Source organism: Janthinobacterium sp. GW822-FHT07H11 (assembly GCF_058798615.1).
Genome location: NZ_CM179507.1, coordinates 6,236,691 through 6,258,042, shown reverse-complemented (window position 1 = coordinate 6,258,042; position 21,352 = coordinate 6,236,691). Strand labels below are relative to the sequence as shown.

The 21,352-nt window shown below is 63.6% G+C and carries 19 protein-coding genes; 13 read left to right on the top strand and 6 right to left on the bottom strand.

Features of this window, described 5'->3' with window-relative positions:
* Positions 1-26 precede the first annotated feature (26 nt).
* Genes AC3RCJ_RS27710 through AC3RCJ_RS27700 form a run of 3 tightly spaced genes read left to right on the top strand, consistent with a single transcriptional unit; the run spans position 27 to position 2,941 of the window.
* Complete coding sequence (locus AC3RCJ_RS27710) at positions 27-1,139, top strand: Re/Si-specific NAD(P)(+) transhydrogenase subunit alpha (protein WP_492957404.1); 1,113 nt, start codon at positions 27-29, stop codon at positions 1,137-1,139.
* Positions 1,140-1,163: 24 nt separating this feature from the next.
* Positions 1,164-1,478, top strand: coding sequence for an NAD(P) transhydrogenase subunit alpha part 2 (locus AC3RCJ_RS27705; RefSeq protein ID WP_071321726.1), 315 nt, complete (start codon positions 1,164-1,166; stop codon positions 1,476-1,478).
* A gap of 8 nt (positions 1,479-1,486) precedes the next feature.
* On the top strand, positions 1,487-2,941 hold the full coding sequence (locus AC3RCJ_RS27700; RefSeq protein WP_492957540.1) for an NAD(P)(+) transhydrogenase (Re/Si-specific) subunit beta: 1,455 nt from the start codon (positions 1,487-1,489) through the stop codon (positions 2,939-2,941).
* Positions 2,942-3,110: 169 nt separating this feature from the next.
* On the opposite strand, the gene AC3RCJ_RS27695 is transcribed toward AC3RCJ_RS27700, so the two are convergent.
* From AC3RCJ_RS27695 to AC3RCJ_RS27675, 5 genes are all read right to left on the bottom strand, one after another.
* A complete protein-coding gene (locus AC3RCJ_RS27695; protein WP_492957403.1) occupies positions 3,111-4,064 on the bottom strand; it encodes a GGDEF domain-containing protein in 954 nt (317 codons plus the stop codon).
* 122 nt (positions 4,065-4,186) lie between these two features.
* Complete coding sequence (locus tag AC3RCJ_RS27690; RefSeq protein ID WP_492957402.1) at positions 4,187-5,329, bottom strand: UbiH/UbiF/VisC/COQ6 family ubiquinone biosynthesis hydroxylase; 1,143 nt, start codon at positions 5,327-5,329, stop codon at positions 4,187-4,189.
* 9 nt (positions 5,330-5,338) lie between these two features.
* Positions 5,339-6,661 carry an aminopeptidase P N-terminal domain-containing protein gene (locus AC3RCJ_RS27685; protein ID WP_492957538.1) on the bottom strand — a complete coding sequence of 441 codons (1,323 nt, stop codon included), beginning with the start codon at positions 6,659-6,661 and terminating at the stop codon, positions 5,339-5,341.
* Entirely contained in the window at positions 6,661-7,389 is a 729-nt protein-coding gene (gene murU, locus AC3RCJ_RS27680; RefSeq protein WP_492957401.1) for an N-acetylmuramate alpha-1-phosphate uridylyltransferase MurU, read from the bottom strand. Before murU ends, AC3RCJ_RS27685 begins: the two co-directional genes overlap by 1 nt.
* 62 nt (positions 7,390-7,451) lie before the next feature.
* Positions 7,452-8,519, bottom strand: a complete 1,068-nt coding sequence (locus AC3RCJ_RS27675) for an aminoglycoside phosphotransferase family protein (protein ID WP_492957400.1) — start codon at positions 8,517-8,519, stop codon at positions 7,452-7,454.
* A 99-nt stretch (positions 8,520-8,618) separates the two neighbouring features.
* Between AC3RCJ_RS27675 and AC3RCJ_RS27670 the strand changes: the two genes are divergently transcribed.
* The 4 genes from AC3RCJ_RS27670 (at position 8,619) to rsmA (ending at position 14,334) form a co-directional block, all read left to right on the top strand.
* A complete protein-coding gene (locus tag AC3RCJ_RS27670; RefSeq protein ID WP_492957399.1) occupies positions 8,619-10,856 on the top strand; it encodes an LPS-assembly protein LptD in 2,238 nt (745 codons plus the stop codon).
* Positions 10,857-10,959: 103 nt separating this feature from the next.
* Positions 10,960-12,345, top strand: coding sequence for a peptidylprolyl isomerase (locus AC3RCJ_RS27665; protein ID WP_492965262.1), 1,386 nt, complete (start codon positions 10,960-10,962; stop codon positions 12,343-12,345).
* Positions 12,346-12,374: 29 nt separating this feature from the next.
* Entirely contained in the window at positions 12,375-13,454 is a 1,080-nt protein-coding gene (gene pdxA, locus AC3RCJ_RS27660; RefSeq protein ID WP_492957397.1) for a 4-hydroxythreonine-4-phosphate dehydrogenase PdxA, read from the top strand.
* 100 nt (positions 13,455-13,554) lie between these two features.
* The gene (gene rsmA / locus AC3RCJ_RS27655; protein ID WP_492957396.1) at positions 13,555-14,334 is read left to right on the top strand and encodes a 16S rRNA (adenine(1518)-N(6)/adenine(1519)-N(6))-dimethyltransferase RsmA; all 780 of its coding nucleotides are present in this window, start codon (positions 13,555-13,557) and stop codon (positions 14,332-14,334) included.
* Positions 14,335-14,348: 14 nt separating this feature from the next.
* On the opposite strand, the gene AC3RCJ_RS27650 is transcribed toward rsmA, so the two are convergent.
* Positions 14,349-15,266: a LysR family transcriptional regulator gene (locus AC3RCJ_RS27650; protein WP_492957395.1), complete on the bottom strand. Its 918-nt coding sequence runs from the start codon at positions 15,264-15,266 to the stop codon at positions 14,349-14,351.
* Between the two features lie 239 nt (positions 15,267-15,505).
* On the opposite strand from AC3RCJ_RS27650, the gene AC3RCJ_RS27645 reads away from it, so the two are divergent.
* Genes AC3RCJ_RS27645 through AC3RCJ_RS27620 form a run of 6 tightly spaced genes read left to right on the top strand, consistent with a single transcriptional unit; the run spans position 15,506 to position 21,334 of the window.
* Positions 15,506-16,609 carry a porin gene (locus AC3RCJ_RS27645; RefSeq protein ID WP_492957394.1) on the top strand — a complete coding sequence of 368 codons (1,104 nt, stop codon included), beginning with the start codon at positions 15,506-15,508 and terminating at the stop codon, positions 16,607-16,609.
* Positions 16,610-16,666: 57 nt separating this feature from the next.
* Positions 16,667-17,689, top strand: a complete 1,023-nt coding sequence (locus AC3RCJ_RS27640; RefSeq protein ID WP_492957393.1) for an ABC transporter substrate-binding protein — start codon at positions 16,667-16,669, stop codon at positions 17,687-17,689.
* 21 nt (positions 17,690-17,710) lie between these two features.
* Positions 17,711-18,550 (top strand): ABC transporter permease, encoded by an 840-nt coding sequence (locus AC3RCJ_RS27635; protein WP_152282142.1) that lies wholly within the window; start codon positions 17,711-17,713, stop codon positions 18,548-18,550.
* Positions 18,547-19,326, top strand: a complete 780-nt coding sequence (locus tag AC3RCJ_RS27630; RefSeq protein WP_071075235.1) for an ABC transporter permease — start codon at positions 18,547-18,549, stop codon at positions 19,324-19,326. Before AC3RCJ_RS27635 ends, AC3RCJ_RS27630 begins: the two co-directional genes overlap by 4 nt.
* 13 nt (positions 19,327-19,339) lie before the next feature.
* A complete protein-coding gene (locus AC3RCJ_RS27625) occupies positions 19,340-20,371 on the top strand; it encodes an ABC transporter ATP-binding protein (protein ID WP_492957392.1) in 1,032 nt (343 codons plus the stop codon).
* A gap of 18 nt (positions 20,372-20,389) precedes the next feature.
* Entirely contained in the window at positions 20,390-21,334 is a 945-nt protein-coding gene (locus tag AC3RCJ_RS27620; protein WP_492957391.1) for a nucleoside hydrolase, read from the top strand.
* The last annotated feature ends 18 nt before the right edge of the window (positions 21,335-21,352 follow it).

The window sequence follows — 21,352 nt, the reverse complement described above, 5'->3', positions numbered from 1 at the left end:
CAGTTTATTAATTTGCGGAGGCATTCATGAGGATAGGCATACCGGCCGAAACGCGGCCCGGTGAGACCCGGGTGGCAGCGACGCCCGAGACAGTCAAGAAGCTGGCAGCCAAGCATCAGATCGTCGTACAGGCAGGAGCGGGCTTGCACGCCTCCATCCCCGACGATGCGTATGCCGCCGCCGGCGCGCAGATCGGCACCGCGCAGCAAGCCTATGGCTGCGCCATCGTGCTCAAGGTGCGCGCACCGGACGCCGGTGAACGGGCGCTGATGGCCAGCGGTACCGTGCTGGTCGGCATGTTGAACCCGTTTGACGCGGACAATATCGCCGCCATGGCCACGGCCGGCCTGTCCGCCTTCGCGCTGGAAGCCGTGCCGCGCATCACGCGCGCCCAGTCGATGGACGTGCTGTCCTCGCAGGCGAACATCGCCGGCTACAAGGCCGTGATGGTGGCGGCCAATACCTATCAGCGCTTCATGCCGATGCTGATGACGGCGGCCGGCACCGTCAAGGCGGCCCGCGTGCTGATCATGGGCGTGGGCGTGGCCGGTCTGCAGGCGATCGCCACGGCCAAGCGCCTGGGCGCCGTCATCGAGGCGTCCGACGTGCGCCCGCCCGTCAAGGAACAAGTGGAGTCGCTGGGCGCCAAGTTCCTCGACGTGCCTTTCCTCACCGAGGAAGAAAAGGAAATCGCCAAGGGTTCGGGCGGCTATGCGCGCGCCATGCCGGCCGACTGGATGCGGCGCCAGGCCGAACTGGTGCACGAACGGGCCAAACTGGCCGACATCATCATCACCACGGCCCTGATTCCCGGCCGCGCCGCGCCCGTGCTGATTGCCGAAGAAACGGTAAAGGCCATGAAGCCCGGTTCCGTCATCGTCGACCTGGCCGTGGAGCAGGGCGGTAACTGCCCGCTGTCCGAGCTGGGCAAGACGGTCATCAAGCATGGCGTGTACATCGTGGGCGAGCCGAACCTGGCGACCCTGGTGGCGGCCGACGCTTCGGCCTTGTATGCGCGCAACGTGCTGGACTTTTTAAAGCTCATCATCGACAAGGACGATCAATTGCTGATCGACCGCGAGGATGAAATCATCAAGGCCAGCCTGGTTTGCGCGGATAGCGCGATCTTACGTCAATAATATAGCGCCGGAGCGTACAACATCATGGAAATCAGTCACACCATCACCAACCTGATCATCTTCGTGCTGGCCATCTATGTCGGCTACCACGTCGTCTGGACCGTCACGCCGGCGCTGCACACGCCGCTGATGGCCGTCACCAACGCCATTTCCGCCATCATCATCGTCGGCGCCATGCTGGCGGCCGGGCTGACGGATGGTCCGCTGGCGCAGGCCGCCGGTACCCTGGCCGTGGCGCTGGCCGCCGTCAACGTGTTCGGCGGCTTCCTCGTCACGCAGCGCATGCTCGAGATGTTCCGCAAAAAAGAACCGAAGGCCAAGCAAGGAGCGAAAGAATGAGTCATGCCATGAGCTTCGTCACCATGAACCTGGTGACGATGATGTACCTGATCGCCTCGGTGTGCTTCATCCAGGCCTTGAAGGGCCTGTCGTCGCCCTCGACGGCGCGGCGCGGCAATGCCTTTGGCATGAGCGGCATGGCCATTGCCGCCGTCACCACCGTGGCGCTGATCCTGAAACTCAAGGAGCAGCAGACGGGCGGCATGGGCTTGACCCTCGTCGTCATCGGCATCGTCACGGGCGGCGCCATCGGCGCCTACCTGGCGAAAACCGTGGAAATGACGAAGATGCCGGAACTGGTGGCGGCCATGCACTCGCTGATCGGCCTGGCGGCCGTGTGCATCGCCGTGGCGGCCGTGTCGGAGCCGTGGGCCTTCAATATCGCGAAACACGGCGAGGCGCTACCCATCGGCAACCGCTTCGAGCTGTTCATCGGCACCTTTGTCGGCGCCATCACGTTTTCCGGTTCGGTGATCGCCTTCGGCAAGCTGTCGGGCAAGTACAAGTTCCGCCTGTTCCAGGGCGCGCCCGTCAGCTTCAAGGGCCAGCACATGCTCAACCTGGTGCTGGCGCTGCTGATGGTGGGACTGGGCCTGGCCTTCTGCTTCGCCGATGGCGTGGAACCGGCCTGGACGCCGTTCATCATCATGGCCCTGATCGCCTTTGCCCTGGGCGTGCTGATCATCATCCCCATCGGCGGCGCCGACATGCCGGTGGTGGTGTCGATGCTCAACAGTTACTCGGGCTGGGCCGCGGCCGGCATCGGCTTTTCGCTGAATAACTCGATGCTGATCATCGCCGGCTCGCTCGTGGGGTCTTCGGGCGCGATCCTGTCGTACATCATGTGCAAGGCCATGAACCGCTCGTTCTTCAACGTCATCCTCGGCGGCTTCGGCGGCGATGCGCCGGCCGCTGGCGTGGCCGGCGCGCAGGAGCAGCGGCCCGTGAAATCGGGCTCGGCCGACGACGCCGCTTTCATCATGGGCAATGCCGAAACCGTCATCATCGTGCCAGGCTACGGCCTGGCCGTGGCGCGCGCGCAGCATTCGCTCAAGGAACTGGTGGAAAAGCTCACGCACAAGGGCGTCACCGTCAAGTATGCGATCCACCCCGTGGCGGGGCGCATGCCGGGCCACATGAACGTGCTGCTGGCCGAGGCGGAGGTGCCGTACGACCAGGTCTTCGAGATGGAAGACATCAACGGCGAATTCGGCCAGACGGACGTGGTGCTGGTGCTGGGCGCGAACGACGTGGTCAACCCGGCCGCGAAAGACCCGAAATCGCCGATCGCCGGCATGCCCATCCTGGAGGCCTACAAGGCCAAGAGCATCATCGTCAACAAGCGTTCGATGGCGTCCGGCTATGCGGGCCTGGACAATGAACTGTTCTACCAGCCGAACACGATGATGGTGTTTGGCGATGCCAAGAAGGTGATCGAGGATATGCTCAAGGCAGTCGAGTAAGGCGATCCCTTGCCCGCCTGAAGACGGCCCGCCTTGCGCGGGCCGTTTTTATTGGCCATGTCACTGTCAGGTGCGGGAAGGCGCCCGGCGTCGAGTATCCAGCGCCCTCCCAGCCATTGCGGCGGCAGGGGCAGATGGCATTCCCCTGCTTGACGGGGGCCGCGCTTTTTTATTCGGCGGCGAGCGCCGCCATGACCTGGTTGCGGCCCTGGTGCTTGGCCACGTACAGGGCCTTGTCGGCTTCCGACATGGCCGCGTCCATGCTGGCGCCTTGCACCAGCGGCGCCAGGCCGATGCTGATGGTTACCTGCAGCTGGCCGCCATCGGGCAGAGGGGTGATGGCGGCGGCCACGGCCGCGCGGATGCGCTCGGCCACCAGGTGCGCCTGCTGCAAGGTGGCGTCGGGGAACAGCAGGCCGAATTCCTCGCCGCCCATGCGCGCCGCCACGTCGGTGACGCGTCCCGTGTCGCGCAGCACTTGCGCCACGTTGCGCAGCACGGCATCGCCCACGGCATGGCCATGGCGGTCGTTGATCTTCTTGAAATGGTCGAGGTCGGCCACGCCCACCGTCAGCGCGGCGCCGCTGCGCGCCGCGCGCGCCATGGCCTGCTCGGCCTGCGCTTCATAGGCGCGCCGGTTCGGCAGCGCCGTGAGCGCATCGTACAGCGCCTGCTGTTCCAGCTGCGCCAGCAGGCTGGCGTTCTTGGCCGCCAGTTCGCGCCGTTCGCGCACGTCGAGCAAAAAGGCGCCGAAATAGCGCATGCCGTCCACCACGCCCAGGTCCAGCGCCTTCATTTCAATGGGGATCATCTGCGCATTGCGGTGGCGGATGGCGAATTCGCGGATCTTGCCCAGCACGCTGGACTGGCGCGAGCTGCGGATGTAATTGCCGACGTGGTTGTCGTGCTGTGCCGCAACGGTGTCGGGCAGCAGGCCGTTCAGGGTCTGGCCCAGCAGTTCGCCGCTGGCGTAGCCGGACAGTGCCTGCATGGCGCCGTTGATATAGCGGATGCGGCCGTGCTCGTCGATGATGATGACGGCGTCGAGGGCGTCTTCCAGCAGGCGGGAAAAGAGTACTGCGGGAAGGGTGGCAGGGGGCGCTGCGGGCAATGCGTCTGTCATGGAACGGTCGCCAAAATCCGGGTGACAGCCATTGTCGCACTCGCGGGCCGTTTACTCCATGCCGGAAATGCCCGCTGTTTCTTTTTCGCCCATTCCAGCCTGGCCGCGTGGGTGGCCGGGGCTTAGCGGCGGCCGTACATCATCAGCTCCGCCAGTGCCTTGCGCGCCGGATGGACCGCGTCGAGCAGTCCCAGCGACAGGCCCAGCATGGCCTGGCTCGGCGCCGTGCCCGTGAAGATGCGCGCCATGGTGTCGGTGACGCGCACGGTCAGGCCGCGGTCGGCCTGGCGCAGGCTGGCATAGCGCTCCAGCGCCGCCGGGCTGTTGTCCTGCTCCAGCACGCGGGCCAGCACGGCGGCGTCGCGCAAGCCCAGGTTCAGGCCTTGTCCCGCCACCGGATGCAGGGTTTGCGCCGCATTGCCGATGGCGACCGTGCGCGCCGTGCCCGTCGCCTGCGCGTTCAGGCCCAGCGGATAGGCCAGGCGCGCCGTCGTGTGGGTAAACCGTCCGAGGCGGCTGCCGAAGGCCACGCCCAGCCGTGCCAGGAAGGCAGTGTCGTCCAGCGCCAGCAATTGCTCGGCGCGCGTGGGCGGCACGCACCACACCAGCGCATAGCCGTCGTCCTGCGGCAGCAGGGCCAGCGGACCTTCATCCGTGAAGCGTTCGTAGGCGCGGTGCGCGACCGGGTTGCTGGCGCGTACATGGGCGATGATGGCGCTCTGGCCGTAGTCGCGGCTGACGGCGCGTTCCGCCTGCTGGCCGAACAGGCCGCCTTCGGCCTGCACCAGCAATTGCGCGCGCAAGCTCGATGCCGTGCCCAGCTGTTCGACCTGGATGGTCACGCCGTCCGCTTCTTCCGTGCTGCCGGTGACCAGCGCCGGGCGCACGGACGCCACGCCCAAGCGCGCGCACACGTCGGCCAGCGCGGCCACCACGGCGCCGTAGCGCGCCACGTAGCCGAGCGCCTCGACGCCGTGTTCAGCGCGGTCCATCAGGCTGCGGCCGAAATGGCCGCGGCGCGAGACGTGGATCTGGTGGATAGCCGTGGCGTCGACGGGCCAGGCGCCCGCTTCCTCGAGGATCTGGCGGCTGCCGTGCGACAGGGCGATGGTGCGCGGATCGCGCCCGGCCTGCTCGATGGACTTGGCGTCCAACAGGGCAATGCCGGCGGCGGCGCTCCCCCGCTGCACCAGCAGGGCGGCCAGCGCCATGCCGACGGGGCCGGCGCCGCAGATGGCGAGATCGAAAGAAGGCGGTGTATGCATGGTGCGGTGTTAATCCTGTGACATCAGTTGTTCGATTTCGGCCACGCTCTTGGGCGCCGTGCTGAAGATTTCATGGCCTTGCGGCGTGACCAGCACATCGTCCTCGATGCGGATGCCGGTATGCCAGAACCGTTCCGGCACGTCGTCGCCGGGGCGCACATAGATGCCAGGCTCGACCGTGAGTACCATGCCCGCCTCCAGCGGGCGCCACGGCTTGCCGGCGGCAGTGGTGTCCCGGTAGGCGCCCACGTCGTGCACGTCCATGCCCAGCCAGTGGCTGGTGCCGTGCATGTAGAAGGGCAGGTAGCTCTTGTTGGCGATGACGTCCTGCACGCTGCCGCATTTTTGCCGGTCCAGCAGTCCCAGGTCCAGCATGCCCTGCGCCAGCACCTGCACGGCCGCTTCGTGGATCAGGCTGTGTGCCAGGCCGGGGCGCACCATGTCCAGCGCCGCCTGCTGCGCCGCCAGCACCAGTTCGTACAGCGCCTGTTGCGCGGCGCTGAAGCGGCCGCTGACGGGGTAGGTGCGCGTGATGTCGGAGGCGTAGCTGTCGAGTTCGCAGCCCGCGTCGATCAGTACCAGTTCGCCATCGCGCAAGGGCGCGTCATTCGCGCTGTAGTGCAGGATGCAGGCATTGGCGCCGCCGGCCACGATGGAGGAGTAGGCGGGGAATTGCGCGCCGCTGCGCCGGAATTCGTACAGCAGCTCCGCTTCGAGCGCATATTCGTGCATGCCGGGCCGCGTGGCGCGCATGGCGCGCACGTGGGCGGCGCTGGAAATGGCGGCGGCGCGGCGCATCAGCGCTTGTTCTTGCGGGTCTTTCAGCAGACGCATGGCGTCGAGCATGCCGCCGAGGTCGATCGCCATGGCGGGCGCCGTGACGCCGCTGCGCGCCTTTTGCCGCACCTGGTGCAGCCACAGCTTGACCTGCGCGTCGAGGCTGCCGCCGAGTGCGTAATAGATGGCGGGCGCGTCGGCCAGCACGCGGCCCATTTCCACGTCCAGCTCCTCGATGGGGAAGGCGGCATCGAAGCCGAAGCTGGCGCGCGCCGCCTCGGGGCCATGGCGGAAGCCGTCCCATATTTCGCGCTCCGTGTTCCTGGCGCGACAAAACAGGATGGCGCGCGCGGGTGCCGTGGCGCTGGCGGCCACCAGCGCCACGGCGCTGCTGGGTTCCGTAAAACCGCTGAGGTAATAGAAATAGCTGTCGTGGCGATACGGGTAGTCGCAATCGCTGTTGCGGGCCACTTCGGGCGCCGTGGCGATGATGGCCACGCTGCCTGGCAACATTTGCGCCAGCAGCGCCGCGCGCCGCGCCGCGTAGTTGGCCATCATGGCGCGGGCGCCTTCGGGCTTGTGCCGGCGACGCCATTGAGCGCGTCGAGCTGCGCCGGCGTGCCCACGTTGGTCCACTCGCCCGGATAGACTTCGCCGCCCACGCGGCCCTGGTCCGCGTACTGGCGCAGCAGGTCGCCCAGTTTGGCGTGGCTGCCCGGCGTGATGCCGTCGAACATCTCGGGACGGTAGACACCGATGTTGGCGAAGGTCCACTTGGTCTCGTCCGTATTATTGATGGCGAACAAGGTCAGGCCGAAATCGCCTTGCGGGTGAAAATCGGGATTGGGCACCAGGTAGGTCCAGGCGATGTCGCGCTGGTCCGCCGGATACGGCGTGCCCAGCACGTCCTTGTCGGCCAGTACGTCGAGCACTTGCGTGAAATCAAAGTAAGGGCAATAGATATCGCCGGAAATGGCGAGGAACGGCTCTTCTCCCAGCAGGTGGCGCGCCTGGGCGATGCCGCCCGCCGTTTCCAGCGGCGTGCTTTCCGGCGAGTACGCGATGCGCGCGCCATACGCGCTGCCGTCGCCCAGGGTCGCCTCGATCAGCTGGCCCAGGTGCGAATGGTTGATGACGATGTCGGTGATGCCGGCGCGCACCAGGTTGAGCACATGCCAGACGATCAGCGGACGGCCGCGCACTTTCAGCAGCGGTTTGGGACAGGTATCGGTGAGCGGACGCATCCGTTCACCGCGGCCTGCGGCAAAGATCATGGCTTTCATGGGTAGTCGTTTTCAGTATCGGTAAGTCGGCTGCGCGGACAGGCCGCGCAGCGGGAAAGTGCCTAGAATGTGTAGCCGACCTGCGGCGTTTTATTCTCCAGCGCATCGAGCAAACGCACCAGCGGCTTGAGTTCCGTGTAGCGGTTGGCCGTCTTGCGCACATAGTCGAGCACGGTTGGCAGGTCGCCCATGTACAGGTCCTTGCCATCGCGGTAATTCAGGCGCGAGAACAGGCCGAGGATTTTCAGATGGCGCTGCAGGGCCGTGAATTCGAAATCGCGGTAGAAGGCGTCGATGTCCGGATTGACGGGCAAGCCCAGCTGCTTGGCGCGCTGCCAGTAGCGGATCACCCAGTCGAGCACCAGTTCTTCATCCCACTGGATATAGGCGTCGCGCAGCAGCGAGGCGATATCGTAGGTGACAGGACCGAAGACGGCGTCCTGGAAGTCGAGGATGCCGGGATTGGGGAGGGAACCATCGTTGATGTGCATCAAATTGCGCGAATGGTAATCGCGGTGCATGAAAACTTGCTGTTGCGACAAGATATTCGCCGTGATGGCTTCGAAGACCTTGTCCAGCTGGGTTTGTTGCACATCCGTCAAGGTGGCGCCCAGGTGCTTGCCGATGAACCATTCCGGGAACAGATTCATTTCGCGCAGGATGAAGGCGCGGTCGAATTCGGGCAGCACGTCGGGCGCGCTGGCCAGCTGGATCTTCATCAGGGATTCCAGCGCTTCGGCGTACAGCACGCTGGCGTTGTCGTGGTTCAGGGCATCGAGGTAGGTGGTCGTGCCCAGGTCGGAGATCAGCAAAAAGCCGTTGTCCAGGTCTTGCGCGATGATCTCGGGCACGGACACGCCGGCGGCCTTCAACAGGCCGGCCACCTTGACAAAGGCGGGCACGTTTTCGCGCTCGGGCGGCGCATCCATGGCGATCAGTGTCTTTCCTGGCAATGTAGTATTGCCGGCCAGGACATCGAGCCGGTAGTAGCGGCGGAAGCTGGCATCGCTGGAGGCGGGGCGGGCGGATTCGGGGGCGACGAGGTCAAGCGGGGCCAACCAGGCTTTCAACAGGGTCAGGCGAGCGTCGGCGGATGCCGGCGCGGCAGGGGAATTGGGGGAGAATGACATTAAGCGGCCTGTGGAATCGGGTTGATGATGCGTATTCCCATATAATAAGGGATTCAAATTAAAAAATCGCCTGTCAATGGTGCTTGCCCCTTCCAATTCATGAGCTGGTTTTCGGCCTCCCCCCCTTCGCAGCGCTGGGCTTTCGCCATCAGCGCGCTCGTCGCCGCCACGACGGTGCCCGTCCACGCCCAGAAAGCGCCGCGCCCGGTGCACGTGGAAGACCCCGATGCGCCCACCATCATGACGGCGGACAGCATGAACGGCCGGCCGGAAAGGGAGATCAATCTCGACAGGAATGTCGTGATCGAGCGTGGAAAAACCACAAAAATGACGGCCGATACAGCTTGTTACAAACAAGTGGAAGATGAGTTCGACGCGGAAGGCCATATCAAGATGTGGCGTTTCGGCGACTATTACACCGGTGACGTGCTCAAGCTCAACATGGAGACGGGCAAGGGCTTCCTGCTCAATCCCACCTACCGTTTCGAAGTGGGCCATGGCCAGGGCAAGGCCGAGCGTATCGACTTCATCAATCCCGATGAAGCCAATGTCATCGCTGGCACCTACAGTACTTGCGAAGGGCCGAATCCGGACTGGTACCTGAAGTCGAGCACCTTGAACCTCGATACGGGCCGCGACGTGGGCACGGGCAGCAAGACCGTCATCTATTTCAAGGGCGTGCCTATCCTGGGCACGCCCGGCATCTCGTTTTCGCTGTCGGGCGCGCGCCGCTCGGGCTGGCTGGCGCCCACGCCCGGCTTCGCCTCGAAGAACGGCTTTGAGCTGACGGTACCGTATTACGTGAATATCGCGCCGAACCGCGACCTGACCCTGTTCCCGAAATATATCCAGCGGCGCGGCATCCAGCTGGGTGCGGTCGGGCGCTACATGGGGGAAACGGATGCCGGACTGTACCAGGGCGAGACCTCGATCGAGTACCTGCCGAACGACAAGCAGACCAAGACCGACCGCTACATGATCAAGTCCAAGCATGAGCAGGCGCTGGCCAAAGGCTGGACCTATGCCTGGGATGTGCGCGAAGCGTCCGACAATAATTACCCGAACGATTTCTCGAAAAACGTGGCCAGCGCCACCGAGCGCCAGTTGCTGCGCGAATTGCGTACCGATTACCGCACCGAGGACTGGAGCCTGACGGCGCGCGTGCAGAATTACCAGGTGCTGCAGGATCCCAATCCCAGCGTGATCGTGCCGCGCCCGTATGACCGTTTGCCAGCGGTGAATTTCCACGCCGGCAAATATGACGTCTGGGGCGGTTTCGACTGGACCTTCGATGCGGAAGCGACGCGTTTCGTGCACCCGACCCTGGTGCAGGGCTCGCGCCTGGTGGCCGTGCCGCAAGTGAGCTTCCCCATCGTGCGCCCCGGCTACTTCGTCACGCCCAAGCTGATGCTGAACGCCAGCGCATATCAGCTCGACAACAACGCCACGACCAAGGCGCAGTTTCCGAATACCTCGCTGACGCGCGCCGTGCCGACCTTCTCGGTCGACAGCGGCCTGGTGTTCGAGCGCGACACGAAGCTGTTCGGCGCCCAGGGTGGCACGCAGACGCTGGAGCCGCGCCTGTTCTACGTCTACACGCCATACCGCGACCAGTCGCAGTTCCCGACCTTCGACACGGACAACGGCACCTTCAACCTGACGCAGATCTTCACGGAAAACCGCTTTGTCGGCAGCGACCGCATCGGCGATGCCAACCAGGTCACGGCGGCCGTCGTCTCGCGCTTCCTGCAGCCCGATGGCGCCGAGCGCATGCGCCTGACGTTTGGCCAGCGCTTCTATTTTGCCGACCAGCGCGTGCAGCTCAATTCGACGACGCCGGTCAACCAGTCGCGTTCGGATATCCTGCTGGCGGCCACGGGCCGCGTGTCCGAGACTTGGACCGTCGACAGCCTGGTGCAGTACAATCCCAGCGACCGCCAGTTGATGAGCTATAACTACACGCTGCAATATCAGCCCGGGCCGAAGAAAGTATTGAATATCAGCAATCGTTTCCAGCGCGGCAGCATGCGCAATGCGGAAGTGTCGGCGCAATGGCCGCTGACGGACCGCCTGTATGGCGTGGGCCGCATCAGTTACTCGCTGCTGGACCGGCGCATGGTCGATAGCCTGATCGGCCTGGAATACAAGGGCGATTGCTGGGTCTTCCGCATGGGGGCACAGCGTTTCGTGACCTCGACCAGGGATGCATCGACGCCGATTTTCTTCCAGCTGGAGCTGACAGGCTTGTCGAATGGCCTGGGACTGGGCGCGAATGGCCTGGAAACTTTTACAAAAACCATCCCTGGTTATCAGGCACTGAGCCAGCCACTCCGTTAAGATGGTCACCGTTGCCGCCGCCGGAGTTCCCGGCGCTGGCACAAACCGGTTTTTTTATTCACCTGAACTCATGAGCGCTCTACACATTATGCGTAATGCCAGTATGCACCAACTCAAAATTGCAGCGGTTTTGTTGTGCGCCGTTTCCGGCGCCACGACCAGTAGTGTCTGGGCGCAACAGGCTTCCGTACCTGCCGCCGTGCCAACCGCCGCCGCACCTGCCAAGGGGTTTACGCCGCCGGCATCGAGCAGCGGCCAGACCATCGATTCCATCGCCGTCGTCGTCAATGACGACGTGATCACGCGCAACGAAGTGGCGGCGCGCATCAAGAGCGTGGAGCAGCGCATGAAGGCGCAGAACGTGCCTTTGCCCGATCCTGCCGACCTGCGTCGTCAATTGCTGGAACGCATGATTGTCGAGCGCGCGCAAATGCAGCTGGCCAAGGAAATGGGCGTGCGCGTGGATGACCTGACCCTGGACCGCGCCATCGGGCGTATTGCTGAACAGCAAAAGATGACGGTGCAAGAGCTGCGCAACCAGATGGAAAAGGAAGGCACGCCGTTTGCGACCTTCCGCGAAGAAATCCGCGATGAAATCATCATGCAGCGCCTGCGCGAACATGAAGTCGACGCCAAGATCCAGATTTCCGATTCCGAAGTGGACAATTTCCTGGAAGCGGAAAAAGCGGCGGCCAGCGAACAGGTCGAGCTGAACCTGGCGCAAATTCTCGTGCGCATCCCTGAAAACTCCAGCCCCGAACAGATCGCCGCGCGCCGCGCGCGTGCCGAGGAAGTCAGCCGCCAGCTGCGCACGGGCGCCGATTTCGGCAAGATGGCCGCCACCTATTCCGACGCCAGCGATGCGCTCGACGGCGGCGATATCGGCTGGCGCCAGAGCGACCGCCTGCCGCCCCTGTTCACCGAGCAGCTGCTCAAGCTGAAGCCGGGCCAGATCACGCCCATTATCAAGAGCAATACCGGTTTCCATATCCTCAAGCTGGTGGATCGCCGCAGCGCGGCCGAGGCGCAAGCCGTGGCCGCCGTGCAGCAGACGCATGCGCGCCACATCCTGCTGAAGGTGTCGCCGACGCTGTCCGCTGCCGAAGCCAAGCGCAAGCTGCTGGAATTGAAGGAACGCCTCGACAACAAGGCCGCCAAGTTCGAAGACCTGGCCCGTCTGTTCTCGAACGACGGTTCGGCGTCCAAGGGCGGCGACCTGGGCTGGCTGTATCCGGGCGACACCGTGCCGGAATTCGAGACGGCCATGAATGCGCTGAAACCGGGCGAAGTGAGCCAGCCGATCGAATCGAGCTTTGGCTTCCACCTGATCGAAGTGCTGGAACGCAAGAGCGACGACGTCTCGAAAGAGAAGCAGCGCAGCGCCGCGCGCAATGCCTTGCGCGAGCGCAAGCTGGAAGAAGCGACGGAAAACTGGGCGCGCGAAGTGCGCGACCGTGCCTACGTCGAATTCCGCCCCGACGACCAGTAATCGCCATCGATATTTTGAAGGAAACGCGCGTGAGTGCCCAGCATCCATCTTCTCCTGTGGCACCCCGCCCCGCCGTCCGCCCGGCCATCGCCATCACCTGCGGCGAACCGGCTGGTGTCGGCCCGGAAATCTCGATCCGCGCGGCCTGGGCCATGCGGCATGAGGTCAACTGCATCCTGCTGGGCGACGCGGCCTTCCTGGCACTGACGGCCAGCCTGATCGACCCCGAGATCCGCCTGGCGGCGCTGTCGCTGCAAGCCGTGCGCAACAGCGGCCTGCCCCAGTTCGGCCCGAGCCGCCTGGCCGTGATCGACATTCCCACTGTCAACAATGTCATCCCTGGCGTGCTCGACAAGGAAAATGGGCGCTCCGTGCTCGCCACCCTGGACGCGGCCGTGGAAGGTGTCCAGGCCGGCTGGTTTGGCGCCATGGTCACGGCGCCCTTGCAAAAGAGCACGATCAACGACGCGGGCGTGGCTTTTTCCGGCCATACGGAATACCTGGCCGAAAAAACCGGCACGCCGCAAGTGGTGATGATGCTGGCCGGCGAACCGGGCCATGGCGAACCGACCCTGCGCGTGGCGCTGGCCACCACGCACCTGCCCTTGAAGGACGTGTCGGCCGCCATCACCATGGACAGCCTGGCCGTCACCCTCGATATCATCCAGCTTGATTTACAACAGAAATTCGGCATCGCCGCGCCGCGCATCCTGGTCACCGGCCTGAACCCGCATGCGGGCGAGGGCGGCTACCTGGGGCGCGAGGAAATCGATGTCATCGCGCCGGCGATTGCCGCGGCGCAAGGGCGCGGCATCGATGCGCGCGGACCATACCCGGCCGACACCTTGTTCCAGCACAAATATCTGGCCGATGCCGACTGCGTGCTGGCCATGTACCACGACCAGGGCTTGCCCGTGCTGAAATACGCGACCTTCGGGCGCGGCATCAATGTCACCCTGGGCTTGCCGCTGATACGCACCTCGGTCGACCACGGCACGGCGCTGGACCTGGCCGCGCAAGGGCTGGGCCTGGCCGATGGCCACAGCATGGAGCAAGCGCTGCAAACGGCGCTCGGCATGCTGCGCGCCAGCACCCCGACCAGAGCATAGAGCGTAGGTCGGGTTGGCCGGCACGGCCTAACCCGACGCTGCTTGCTCAACCGATTCCGCCGGCCTGTGCCGGCTTTACCGCATTGATAGAAAACACATTATGAAACACGTAGCCCGCAAACGCTTTGGCCAGAACTTCCTGCATGACCGCTTCGTCCTCGACGACATCACGGCCGCCATCGCGCCGCAGCCGGACGATGCCATGGTCGAAATCGGCCCCGGCCTGGGTGCCATGACGGAGCAGCTGCTGCGCCACCTGAAGCAGATGCACGTGGTGGAGCTGGACCGCGACCTGATCGTGCGCCTGGAAAAGACCTTCAATCCGGCCAAGCTGACGATCCATTCGGGCGATGCGTTGAAGTTTGATTTCGCGCAAATCCCCGTGCCGGCCGGCCAGAAGCTGCGCATCGTCGGTAACTTGCCTTACAACATATCCAGCCCGCTGCTGTTCCATCTGGCGGACTTCGCGCCGCTGGTGCAGGACCAGCATTTCATGCTGCAAAAGGAAGTCGTCGAGCGCATGGTGGCCGAACCGGGCAGCAAGGCCTATGGCCGTTTGTCCGTGATGCTGCAATGGCGCTATAACATGACCTTGATGTTCATCGTGCCGCCGACGGCGTTTGATCCGCCGCCGAAGGTGGAATCGGCCATCGTGCGCATGATTCCCGTGGCCGAGCGCCTGGCCTGCGACCAGGCCACCCTGGAAGCGGTGGTCATGAAGGCCTTCTCGCAGCGCCGCAAGGTGATCCGCAACTGCCTGGCCGGCATGTTTACGGAAGAACAGATCAAGGCGGCCGGCATCGACCCGACCCTGCGTCCGGAAACCGTGGGCCTGGAGCAGTATGTTGCCTTGGCGAACTTGCTGAAGGCACCGGCCTAAGTTCCCGGTTTAATTTAAAACCACTGGTCGACCTGCTGCAGATCTTGCCGCAGGGCTGAAAAGCAATCATCGACATGGTGGTTGCGGCTGATTTCATTGCGCCGCATCAAGGCGATCTTGCGCTTGCACGTGGGCTGGCGCAGCGGCGCCACGTGCAGGTCCTCGTCGTTGAGGAAGGTCGTGTACAGGCTGGGCATGATGCCCACGGCGATGCCGGCCCGCACCACGCCGTACAGCGACTCGCTATGTATCATCTGATACAGGTTCGAGGGGCTCAAGCCATGCTGGCGCAAGGCGCTGGAGGCGAACTCCCAGATGCTGCCCTTGGTAAACACGACGATTTCCTGGCCCGCCAGCTGGTCCCAGCGCACTTCCTTCAAGGGCGCCAGCGCATGGCGGCCCGCCGTCACCAGTACCAGTTCATCTTCGAACAGGCCCACCGTTTCCAGCGAGACGGCGCCCGGCACTTCGATGCCCACGCAAAAGTCCAGCTGGCCTGAATGCAGCGCATGCAGCAAGCCGTCGTTGGGCATGTCCGACAGGACGATCTCCACCTCGTCGCCATGCTGTTCGCTGTAGCGCGCCACCACCACGGCCGTCATGGCCATCGCCGACGGGATGGCGCCGATGCGGATGCGGTGGCGGCCGCTGCCGATGGCGCGCTGGATATCGGCAAAGGTATTGCTGGCCGTATTCAATAAATGCATGGCGTAATCGAGCGCCAGCTTGCCTTCGCGCGTCAGTTCCAGCTGGTGGGTTGTGCGGTTAAACAACTTTTTTCCCAGCTGATTTTCCAGCAGCTTGATCGACGCGCTGAGCGCCGGCTGGGTCACGCACAATTCCTGTGCGGCCTTGCTGAAGCTGTTTACCCGGGCTAGGGTGGCAAATGCTTGTAAATGTCGTAAGGAAATCTTCTTGCTCAGTTCATGCATACGTCTTGCTTATTAGAAAAAGTAATGGATTTATAAAAATAAACAAATTTTCTTATCCCGCAATTTACCATATTCTGGACTGGTCTTTACTTGTCTTGAAAGCAACAATTCTTGCCCAGTACTTGAAAGGCGGCGCCGACACCCGTGGTCGCCAGCCATGCAAGAGACATCATCAATTAAAAAAAATTCAGAAAAACTCAGGGATTACTCAACTTAGGGCGGCGGCGATGAATAAATGGATGACTGGAACGATGGTAGTAGGTGGCTTGCTGGCGGCGCAGGGCGCGGCGCAGGCGCAAAGCAGCGTGCAAGTGTATGGCTTGCTGTCGGCCGGCATCGGCTATGTGTCGGATGAGGGCAATGGCAGCCGCACGCATGCGCTGAGCGGCACGAACCAGAATCCCCGCATCGGTTTTCGCGGCCAGGAAGACTTGGGCAACGGCAACAAGGCCGTCTTCGTGCTGGAAAACGGTTTTAACGTGATGACGGGCACGGCCTCGCAAAGCGGCCGCCTGTTCGGCCGCCAGTCGTATGTGGGCCTGTCCAGCAACGACAAGGGCACCCTGACCCTGGGCCGCCAGTACGAAGCCGTCAAGGACTTGCTGGGCCCGGTGGTCATCGCCAGTAACGGCGTGCACATCGGCGACAACGACAATGGCTACAACAACCTGCGCGTGCAAAATGCCGTCAAGTACGTCAGCCCGAACATCAGCAACCTGTCGTTCACGGGCTTGTACGGTTTCAGCGAAAATCCGGCGGACTCCAACCGCAACCGCGTCTACAGCATGGGCGCCGGCTACAAGGTCGATGCCTACAGCTGGGCTGTCGCCTATACCAAGATGGATCACCCGAACAGCCCCGATGCGCCGAACGGCGCCATCGGCAACGACTATGGCAGTTCCCTGTTGATCTTCAACAAGAGCGCCGTCAAGGGCGCCGGCGTGGACAGCCAGGCCATCGCCGGCACGGGAGGCTTTTATAATGTGGGCAGGACCAAGTTTGGCGCGCTGTACACCAACGTGCGCTACCACTACCTGGATCAAAGCAATCTGACCTTGCAAAACGTGGATCTGAACGTGAACCACAAGCTGACGGAAGCGCTGAACCTGGGCGCGTCGTATTTCTATACCACCGGTAAGTACGACGTGATCAACAAGACGCCGAAATGGCATCAGGTCAACTTCCAGGCCGATTACTTCCTGTCCAAGCGCACCGACGTCGCCGTCACCTGGAGCTACCAGAAGGCGGCCGGCGATGCGACGTTCGCGCGCGTGTTCGGCTTCGGCGCCTCGGGCGGCAAGACGCAAAGCGTGCTGATCGTCGGCATGCGACATTATTTCTGAGTCTGATTCATCTTTACAGGCGCTGTCCCGCAGCGCCGTCCCCTGAAAGGAAGCATCTTGAAAAAGCACCTCATGTTGGCGTTGAGCCTAGGCTTGCTGGCTAACGCCGCCCACGCGGAAAAACGCGAGCTGGTCATTTCGGCCTATCCGATTGCCCAGCCCTTGTTCATGAAATATGTGTACGAGCCGTTCAAGGCCAAATGCGGTTGCGATATCAAGGTGGAAACGGGCAATAACGCGGACCGCATCGCCAAGCTGGTGGTACACGCCAAGAATCCGGTGATCGACCTGGTGCTGCTGTCCGATTCCGGCATGCTGGAAGCGGCGCAAAAGGGCGTGATCCAGCCCATGGATTACGCCAAATTGAGCAATTACAAGGCCCTGTACGACGTGGCGAAAAACCCCATCGGCGGCAACTACGCCGTCGGCTACACGCTGTACTCGGTCGGCCTGGTGTACCGCAGCGACAAGATCGCCCCGCTGACGTCCTGGAAGGACCTGTGGCGCCCCGAACTGAAGGGCCGCGTGGCCTTCCCCGACGTGAGCACCACGCAGGGCCCCTTGATGTTGCGCATGGCCGATGCGGCCTGGGGCGGCAAGACGGACGACTACGCGACCGGCTTTGCCAAGATCGTCGGCATGAAGGGCAACGTCGTCACGTTCTCGAAAAACAGCGCCCAGCTGGCGGCATTGTTCGCGCAGGATGAAATCTGGGCCGCGCCCGTGGCGCGCTTTACGTGGTCGCAAATGCTCAAGACGGGCCTGCCCCTGAAGTGGAGCATCCCGGCCGAAGGCCAGGCGGCCGGCATGAACGTGATGGGCATCGTCGCCGGTTCGAAGAATGCGGACCTGGCGTACCAGCTGATGGATTTCTGGCTGTCCAAGGAAGTGCAGACGCAGCTGGCGACCAACCTGGTCGACTCGCCCGTCAACAAGGACGTGCGCCTGTCGGTGGCGGCCGCGCAATTCAACACCTATGGCCCTGACCAGATCAATTCGCTGAAATTCGTCAAGCCGGAAACCATCATCAAACAGCGCAGCAACTGGATGACGCAGTGGAACAAGGCCATGAGCAAATAGTGGTGACGAGGAGAAAACACCATGTTTGCTGATCCAAAAAAGCGCCTGGGACTGCTGCTGGTCCTGCCGGCGCTGATCTTTATCGTCGTCTGCTTCCTGCTGCCCGTGCTGGCGCTGCTGGTCGACGCCTTCCGCGTCGGCGACGGCATGCAGTGGGGCGTCGACCGCTTCGTCGAATTCTTCTCGCAGGAATTCAACCGCACCATCTTCTGGCGCACCCTGCGCATCGCCGCGCTGGTGACGCTGGCTTCCATCATCCTCGGCTACCCGGCCGCGCAAGCCGTGGCGCGCGTGTCGCCGAAGTGGCGCGGCCTGGTGGTGGGCATGATGATCCTGCCGCTGATGGTCTCGCCGATCGCGCGTACCTACGCCTGGATCGTGCTGCTGGGCCGTAACGGCGCCCTCAACGCGGCGCTCGTCAACATGGGCTTCACGGACGAGCCGCTGCGTTTGCTGTTCAGCGAATTTGCCGTGTTTGTCGGCCTGCTGCAATTGCTGCTGCCCTTGATGTTGATGTCCTTGGCGGGCGCGCTGGAAAACCTGCCGCGCGACGTGGAACCGGCCGCGGCGACTTTGGGCGCCAATCCCTGGCAAGTCTTTTGCAAGGTCACCCTGCCGCTGACGCAGGAAGGCCTGGTGGTCGGCGGCACCCTGGTGTTTACGGGCTGCGTGACGGCCTATGTGACGCCGGCCCTCTTGGGCGGCACCAAGGTGCTGATGCTGGAAACGCTGCTGTACCAGAAGGTCAGCGTGGAGAGCGACTTCGGCGCGGCCAATGTCATCGCCGTCATCCTCGTCTGCATGACTTTGCTGGTGAATGCCGGCCTTAAACGTATTTCCTCGAGCCGGAGCTCCGTATGAAAGAAAGCTTGTTCTCACGCGCCGTCCTGTGGCTGGTGTTCTTGTTCCTGCTGGGGCCTTTCGCCATCGTCGTGCTGGCCGGTTTTTCCGGCGGCGAAACCTTGGCGTTCCCGCCCGAGTCGTATTCGCTGCGCTGGATCCTCGAAGTGTGGGCGGCGCCCGAGTTCCGCCGCGCCTTCCAGACCAGCCTGGAAATCGGCCTGATCGCCACCGTCATCGCGCTGCTGCTGGGCATCCCCGTCGCGTATGCGTTTTCGCGCATGCCGCCGCCCGGCATCGGGGTTATCCGGCAAATCCTGACGTCGCCGCTGATCATTCCCGCCATCCTGGTCGGTTTGGGCTTGCTGCACCATCTGGTCCTGACCATCAATGCGCCCGTGTACGTGGGCCTCTTGATCGGCCATATCGCGCTGTTGATTCCGTATTCGGTGCGCGTCGTGTACGCCAGTCTGGTGAATCTGCGCGTGGATATCGAGGATGCCGCCATCACCCTGGGCGCGTCGCGCCTGCGGGCGTTTTTCATGATCGTGCTGCCGAACATCCGCAACGCCGTGATCGCCGCCTTCTTCCTCGCCTTCGTCACCTCGTTCAACCAGGTGCCAGTCTCGCTGTTCCTGACGGGGCCGGGCATCAGCACCTTGCCCATCGAGATGCTGGGGCATATGGAAAACAGCTTCGATCCGTCGATCGCTGCCCTGTCGACCTTGCTGGTCTTGTTCACCATGGCCTTCGTGATGGTGACCGAGAAGGTGCTGGGCATTTCTAAATACATGTAAGAGGCAATACACGATGAGTTATCTGGAACTGCACAAGCTGAACCTCGGCTACGCCAAGAACACGACGTCCGTGAAAGACCTGGACTTGCACGTCGAACAGGGCGAACTGATCTCGCTGCTGGGCCCCAGCGGCTGCGGCAAGACCACCACCATGCGCGCGATTGCCGGCCTGATGCCGCTGCAGTCGGGCCGCATCGTGCTCGACGGCCGCGAAATCGGCAAGCTGGCGCCGAACAAGCGCAATATCGGCATGGTCTTCCAGTCGTACGCGCTGTTCCCGCACCTGAACGTGTACGACAACATCGCATTCGGCCTGCGCCTGCGCAAGGTGGCGCCGGCCCTGCTGAAAACGAAAGTGGAAGCCGTGATCGCCGCCGTGGGACTGACCGGTTTTGAAACCCGCCTGCCGGCGCAGATGTCCGGCGGCCAGCAGCAGCGCGTGGCGCTGGCGCGCGCCATCGTCGTCGAGCCGGCCCTGCTGCTGCTCGATGAGCCGTTGTCGAACCTGGACGCCAAGCTGCGCGTGCAGATGCGCGCCGAGCTGCGTCGCATCCAGCGCGAACTGGGCATCACCATGCTGTACGTGACGCATGACCAGGAAGAAGCGCTGGCTTTGTCCGACCGTATCGTCGTCATGAATGGCGGGCGCATCGAGCAGCTGGCCGCGCCGGAAGCCGTGTTCAATACGCCGTCGACGCGCTTCGTCGCCAACTTCATGGGTTTCGAAAACCTGTTCGACTACCGCGACGGCGCGCTGCACCACGCCGGCGCCAGCCTGCCGTACGCGTCTCCCGTCGCTGCCGGCACCACGGTGCTGGGCTGGCGTCCGGACAAGGTGCGTGTCTGCGCCGCCGACGATGCAAGCGGCCAGTACCCGGGCACCGTGCTGGCGCGCGGCTTCCTCGGCGACACCGTCGAATACCTGCTGCAAACGCCGCTGGGCCAGGTCAAGGGCATTTGCGCGGCGGGCGGTGCCGCCTGGCGCGAAGGCACGGCCGTGAGTTTCGTGCTGCCGTCCGACAGCGCCCTGTGGCTGGCCGCCTAACCTCGACTGGAAAACATCATGACCCAAGCCTTGAAAAAGATCTGGCTCGATACCGATCCCGGTTTCGACGACTGGCTGACGATGTTGCTGCTGGGCAGCAATCCCGACATCGAGTGGCTGGGCGTGAGCGTGGTGGCAGGCAATGCGCCCGTCGCCATCACCTACGACAACGCTCTGCGCATCAAGGCCCATGACGGCTTGACGGTGCCGATCTACCGCGGCTGCGAAGAACCGCTGGCGGGCGTCATCGAAACGGCGCAGCGCATCCTCGGCGACAGCGGCATGCCGACCACGGGCGAGATCCTGCCGCCCGGCGCCGCCGTTGATGCTGCCGGCCACGCCGTCGACGCGCTGATCGCCGCCGTGCGCAAGCATCCCGGCCAGATCACCGTCATGGCGATTGCGCCGATGACCAATATCGCAACCGCGCTGGCCAAGGCGCCCGACATCGCCGAGAAAATCGTCGAAATCATCCTGATGGGCGGCTCGACCGACCAGGGCAACCACACGGCGGCGGCCGAATTCAATATCTATGCGGACCCGGAAGCGGCCGCCCAGGTGTTCCAGGCCGGCATCCCGCTGCGCATGTTCGGCTTGAACCTGTGCCGCCAGCTCCTGGTGACGAATGCGGAAGTGGAGCGCCTGCGCGCCATCGGCACGTCGCGCGCGCAGCGTCTGGCCGGCTACCTGGAAGCGTATGTGCGCATCCGGAGCAGCGACGGTTCCGTGCCCATGCCCATGTACGACCCGGTGGTGGCCCTGTACCTGGAAGCGCCGCAGCTGTTCCAGTTCCAGCCGGCTCACGTGGCCATCGAATTGACGGGCGAACTGACGCGCGGCATGACGGTGTGCGAATTCCGCGTGCCGCGCCGCGCCGCCATCAACACGCAGGTGGCGATGCTGGCCGATGGCCCCGCCGCCATCGAGCGCCTGATGCGCCGCCTGGCCGCCATTCTCGTCTGACCTTTTAACCACTACCGA

Bases quoted from the DNA above. Each gene is read 5' to 3' on its own strand.
- AC3RCJ_RS27710 (WP_492957404.1), top strand. From the start codon at position 27: ATGAGGATAGGCATACCGGCCGAAACGCGGCCCGGTGAGACCCGGGTG.
- AC3RCJ_RS27705 (WP_071321726.1), top strand. From the start codon at position 1,164: ATGGAAATCAGTCACACCATCACCAACCTGATCATCTTCGTGCTGGCC.
- AC3RCJ_RS27700 (WP_492957540.1), top strand. From the start codon at position 1,487: ATGAGCTTCGTCACCATGAACCTGGTGACGATGATGTACCTGATCGCC.
- AC3RCJ_RS27695 (WP_492957403.1), bottom strand. From the start codon at position 4,064: ATGACAGACGCATTGCCCGCAGCGCCCCCTGCCACCCTTCCCGCAGTA.
- AC3RCJ_RS27690 (WP_492957402.1), bottom strand. From the start codon at position 5,329: ATGCATACACCGCCTTCTTTCGATCTCGCCATCTGCGGCGCCGGCCCC.
- AC3RCJ_RS27685 (WP_492957538.1), bottom strand. From the start codon at position 6,661: ATGGCCAACTACGCGGCGCGGCGCGCGGCGCTGCTGGCGCAAATGTTG.
- murU (WP_492957401.1), bottom strand. From the start codon at position 7,389: ATGAAAGCCATGATCTTTGCCGCAGGCCGCGGTGAACGGATGCGTCCG.
- AC3RCJ_RS27675 (WP_492957400.1), bottom strand. From the start codon at position 8,519: ATGTCATTCTCCCCCAATTCCCCTGCCGCGCCGGCATCCGCCGACGCT.
- AC3RCJ_RS27670 (WP_492957399.1), top strand. From the start codon at position 8,619: ATGAGCTGGTTTTCGGCCTCCCCCCCTTCGCAGCGCTGGGCTTTCGCC.
- AC3RCJ_RS27665 (WP_492965262.1), top strand. From the start codon at position 10,960: ATGCACCAACTCAAAATTGCAGCGGTTTTGTTGTGCGCCGTTTCCGGC.
- rsmA (WP_492957396.1), top strand. From the start codon at position 13,555: ATGAAACACGTAGCCCGCAAACGCTTTGGCCAGAACTTCCTGCATGAC.
- AC3RCJ_RS27650 (WP_492957395.1), bottom strand. From the start codon at position 15,266: ATGCATGAACTGAGCAAGAAGATTTCCTTACGACATTTACAAGCATTT.
- AC3RCJ_RS27645 (WP_492957394.1), top strand. From the start codon at position 15,506: ATGACTGGAACGATGGTAGTAGGTGGCTTGCTGGCGGCGCAGGGCGCG.
- AC3RCJ_RS27635 (WP_152282142.1), top strand. From the start codon at position 17,711: ATGTTTGCTGATCCAAAAAAGCGCCTGGGACTGCTGCTGGTCCTGCCG.
- AC3RCJ_RS27630 (WP_071075235.1), top strand. From the start codon at position 18,547: ATGAAAGAAAGCTTGTTCTCACGCGCCGTCCTGTGGCTGGTGTTCTTG.
- AC3RCJ_RS27625 (WP_492957392.1), top strand. From the start codon at position 19,340: ATGAGTTATCTGGAACTGCACAAGCTGAACCTCGGCTACGCCAAGAAC.
- AC3RCJ_RS27620 (WP_492957391.1), top strand. From the start codon at position 20,390: ATGACCCAAGCCTTGAAAAAGATCTGGCTCGATACCGATCCCGGTTTC.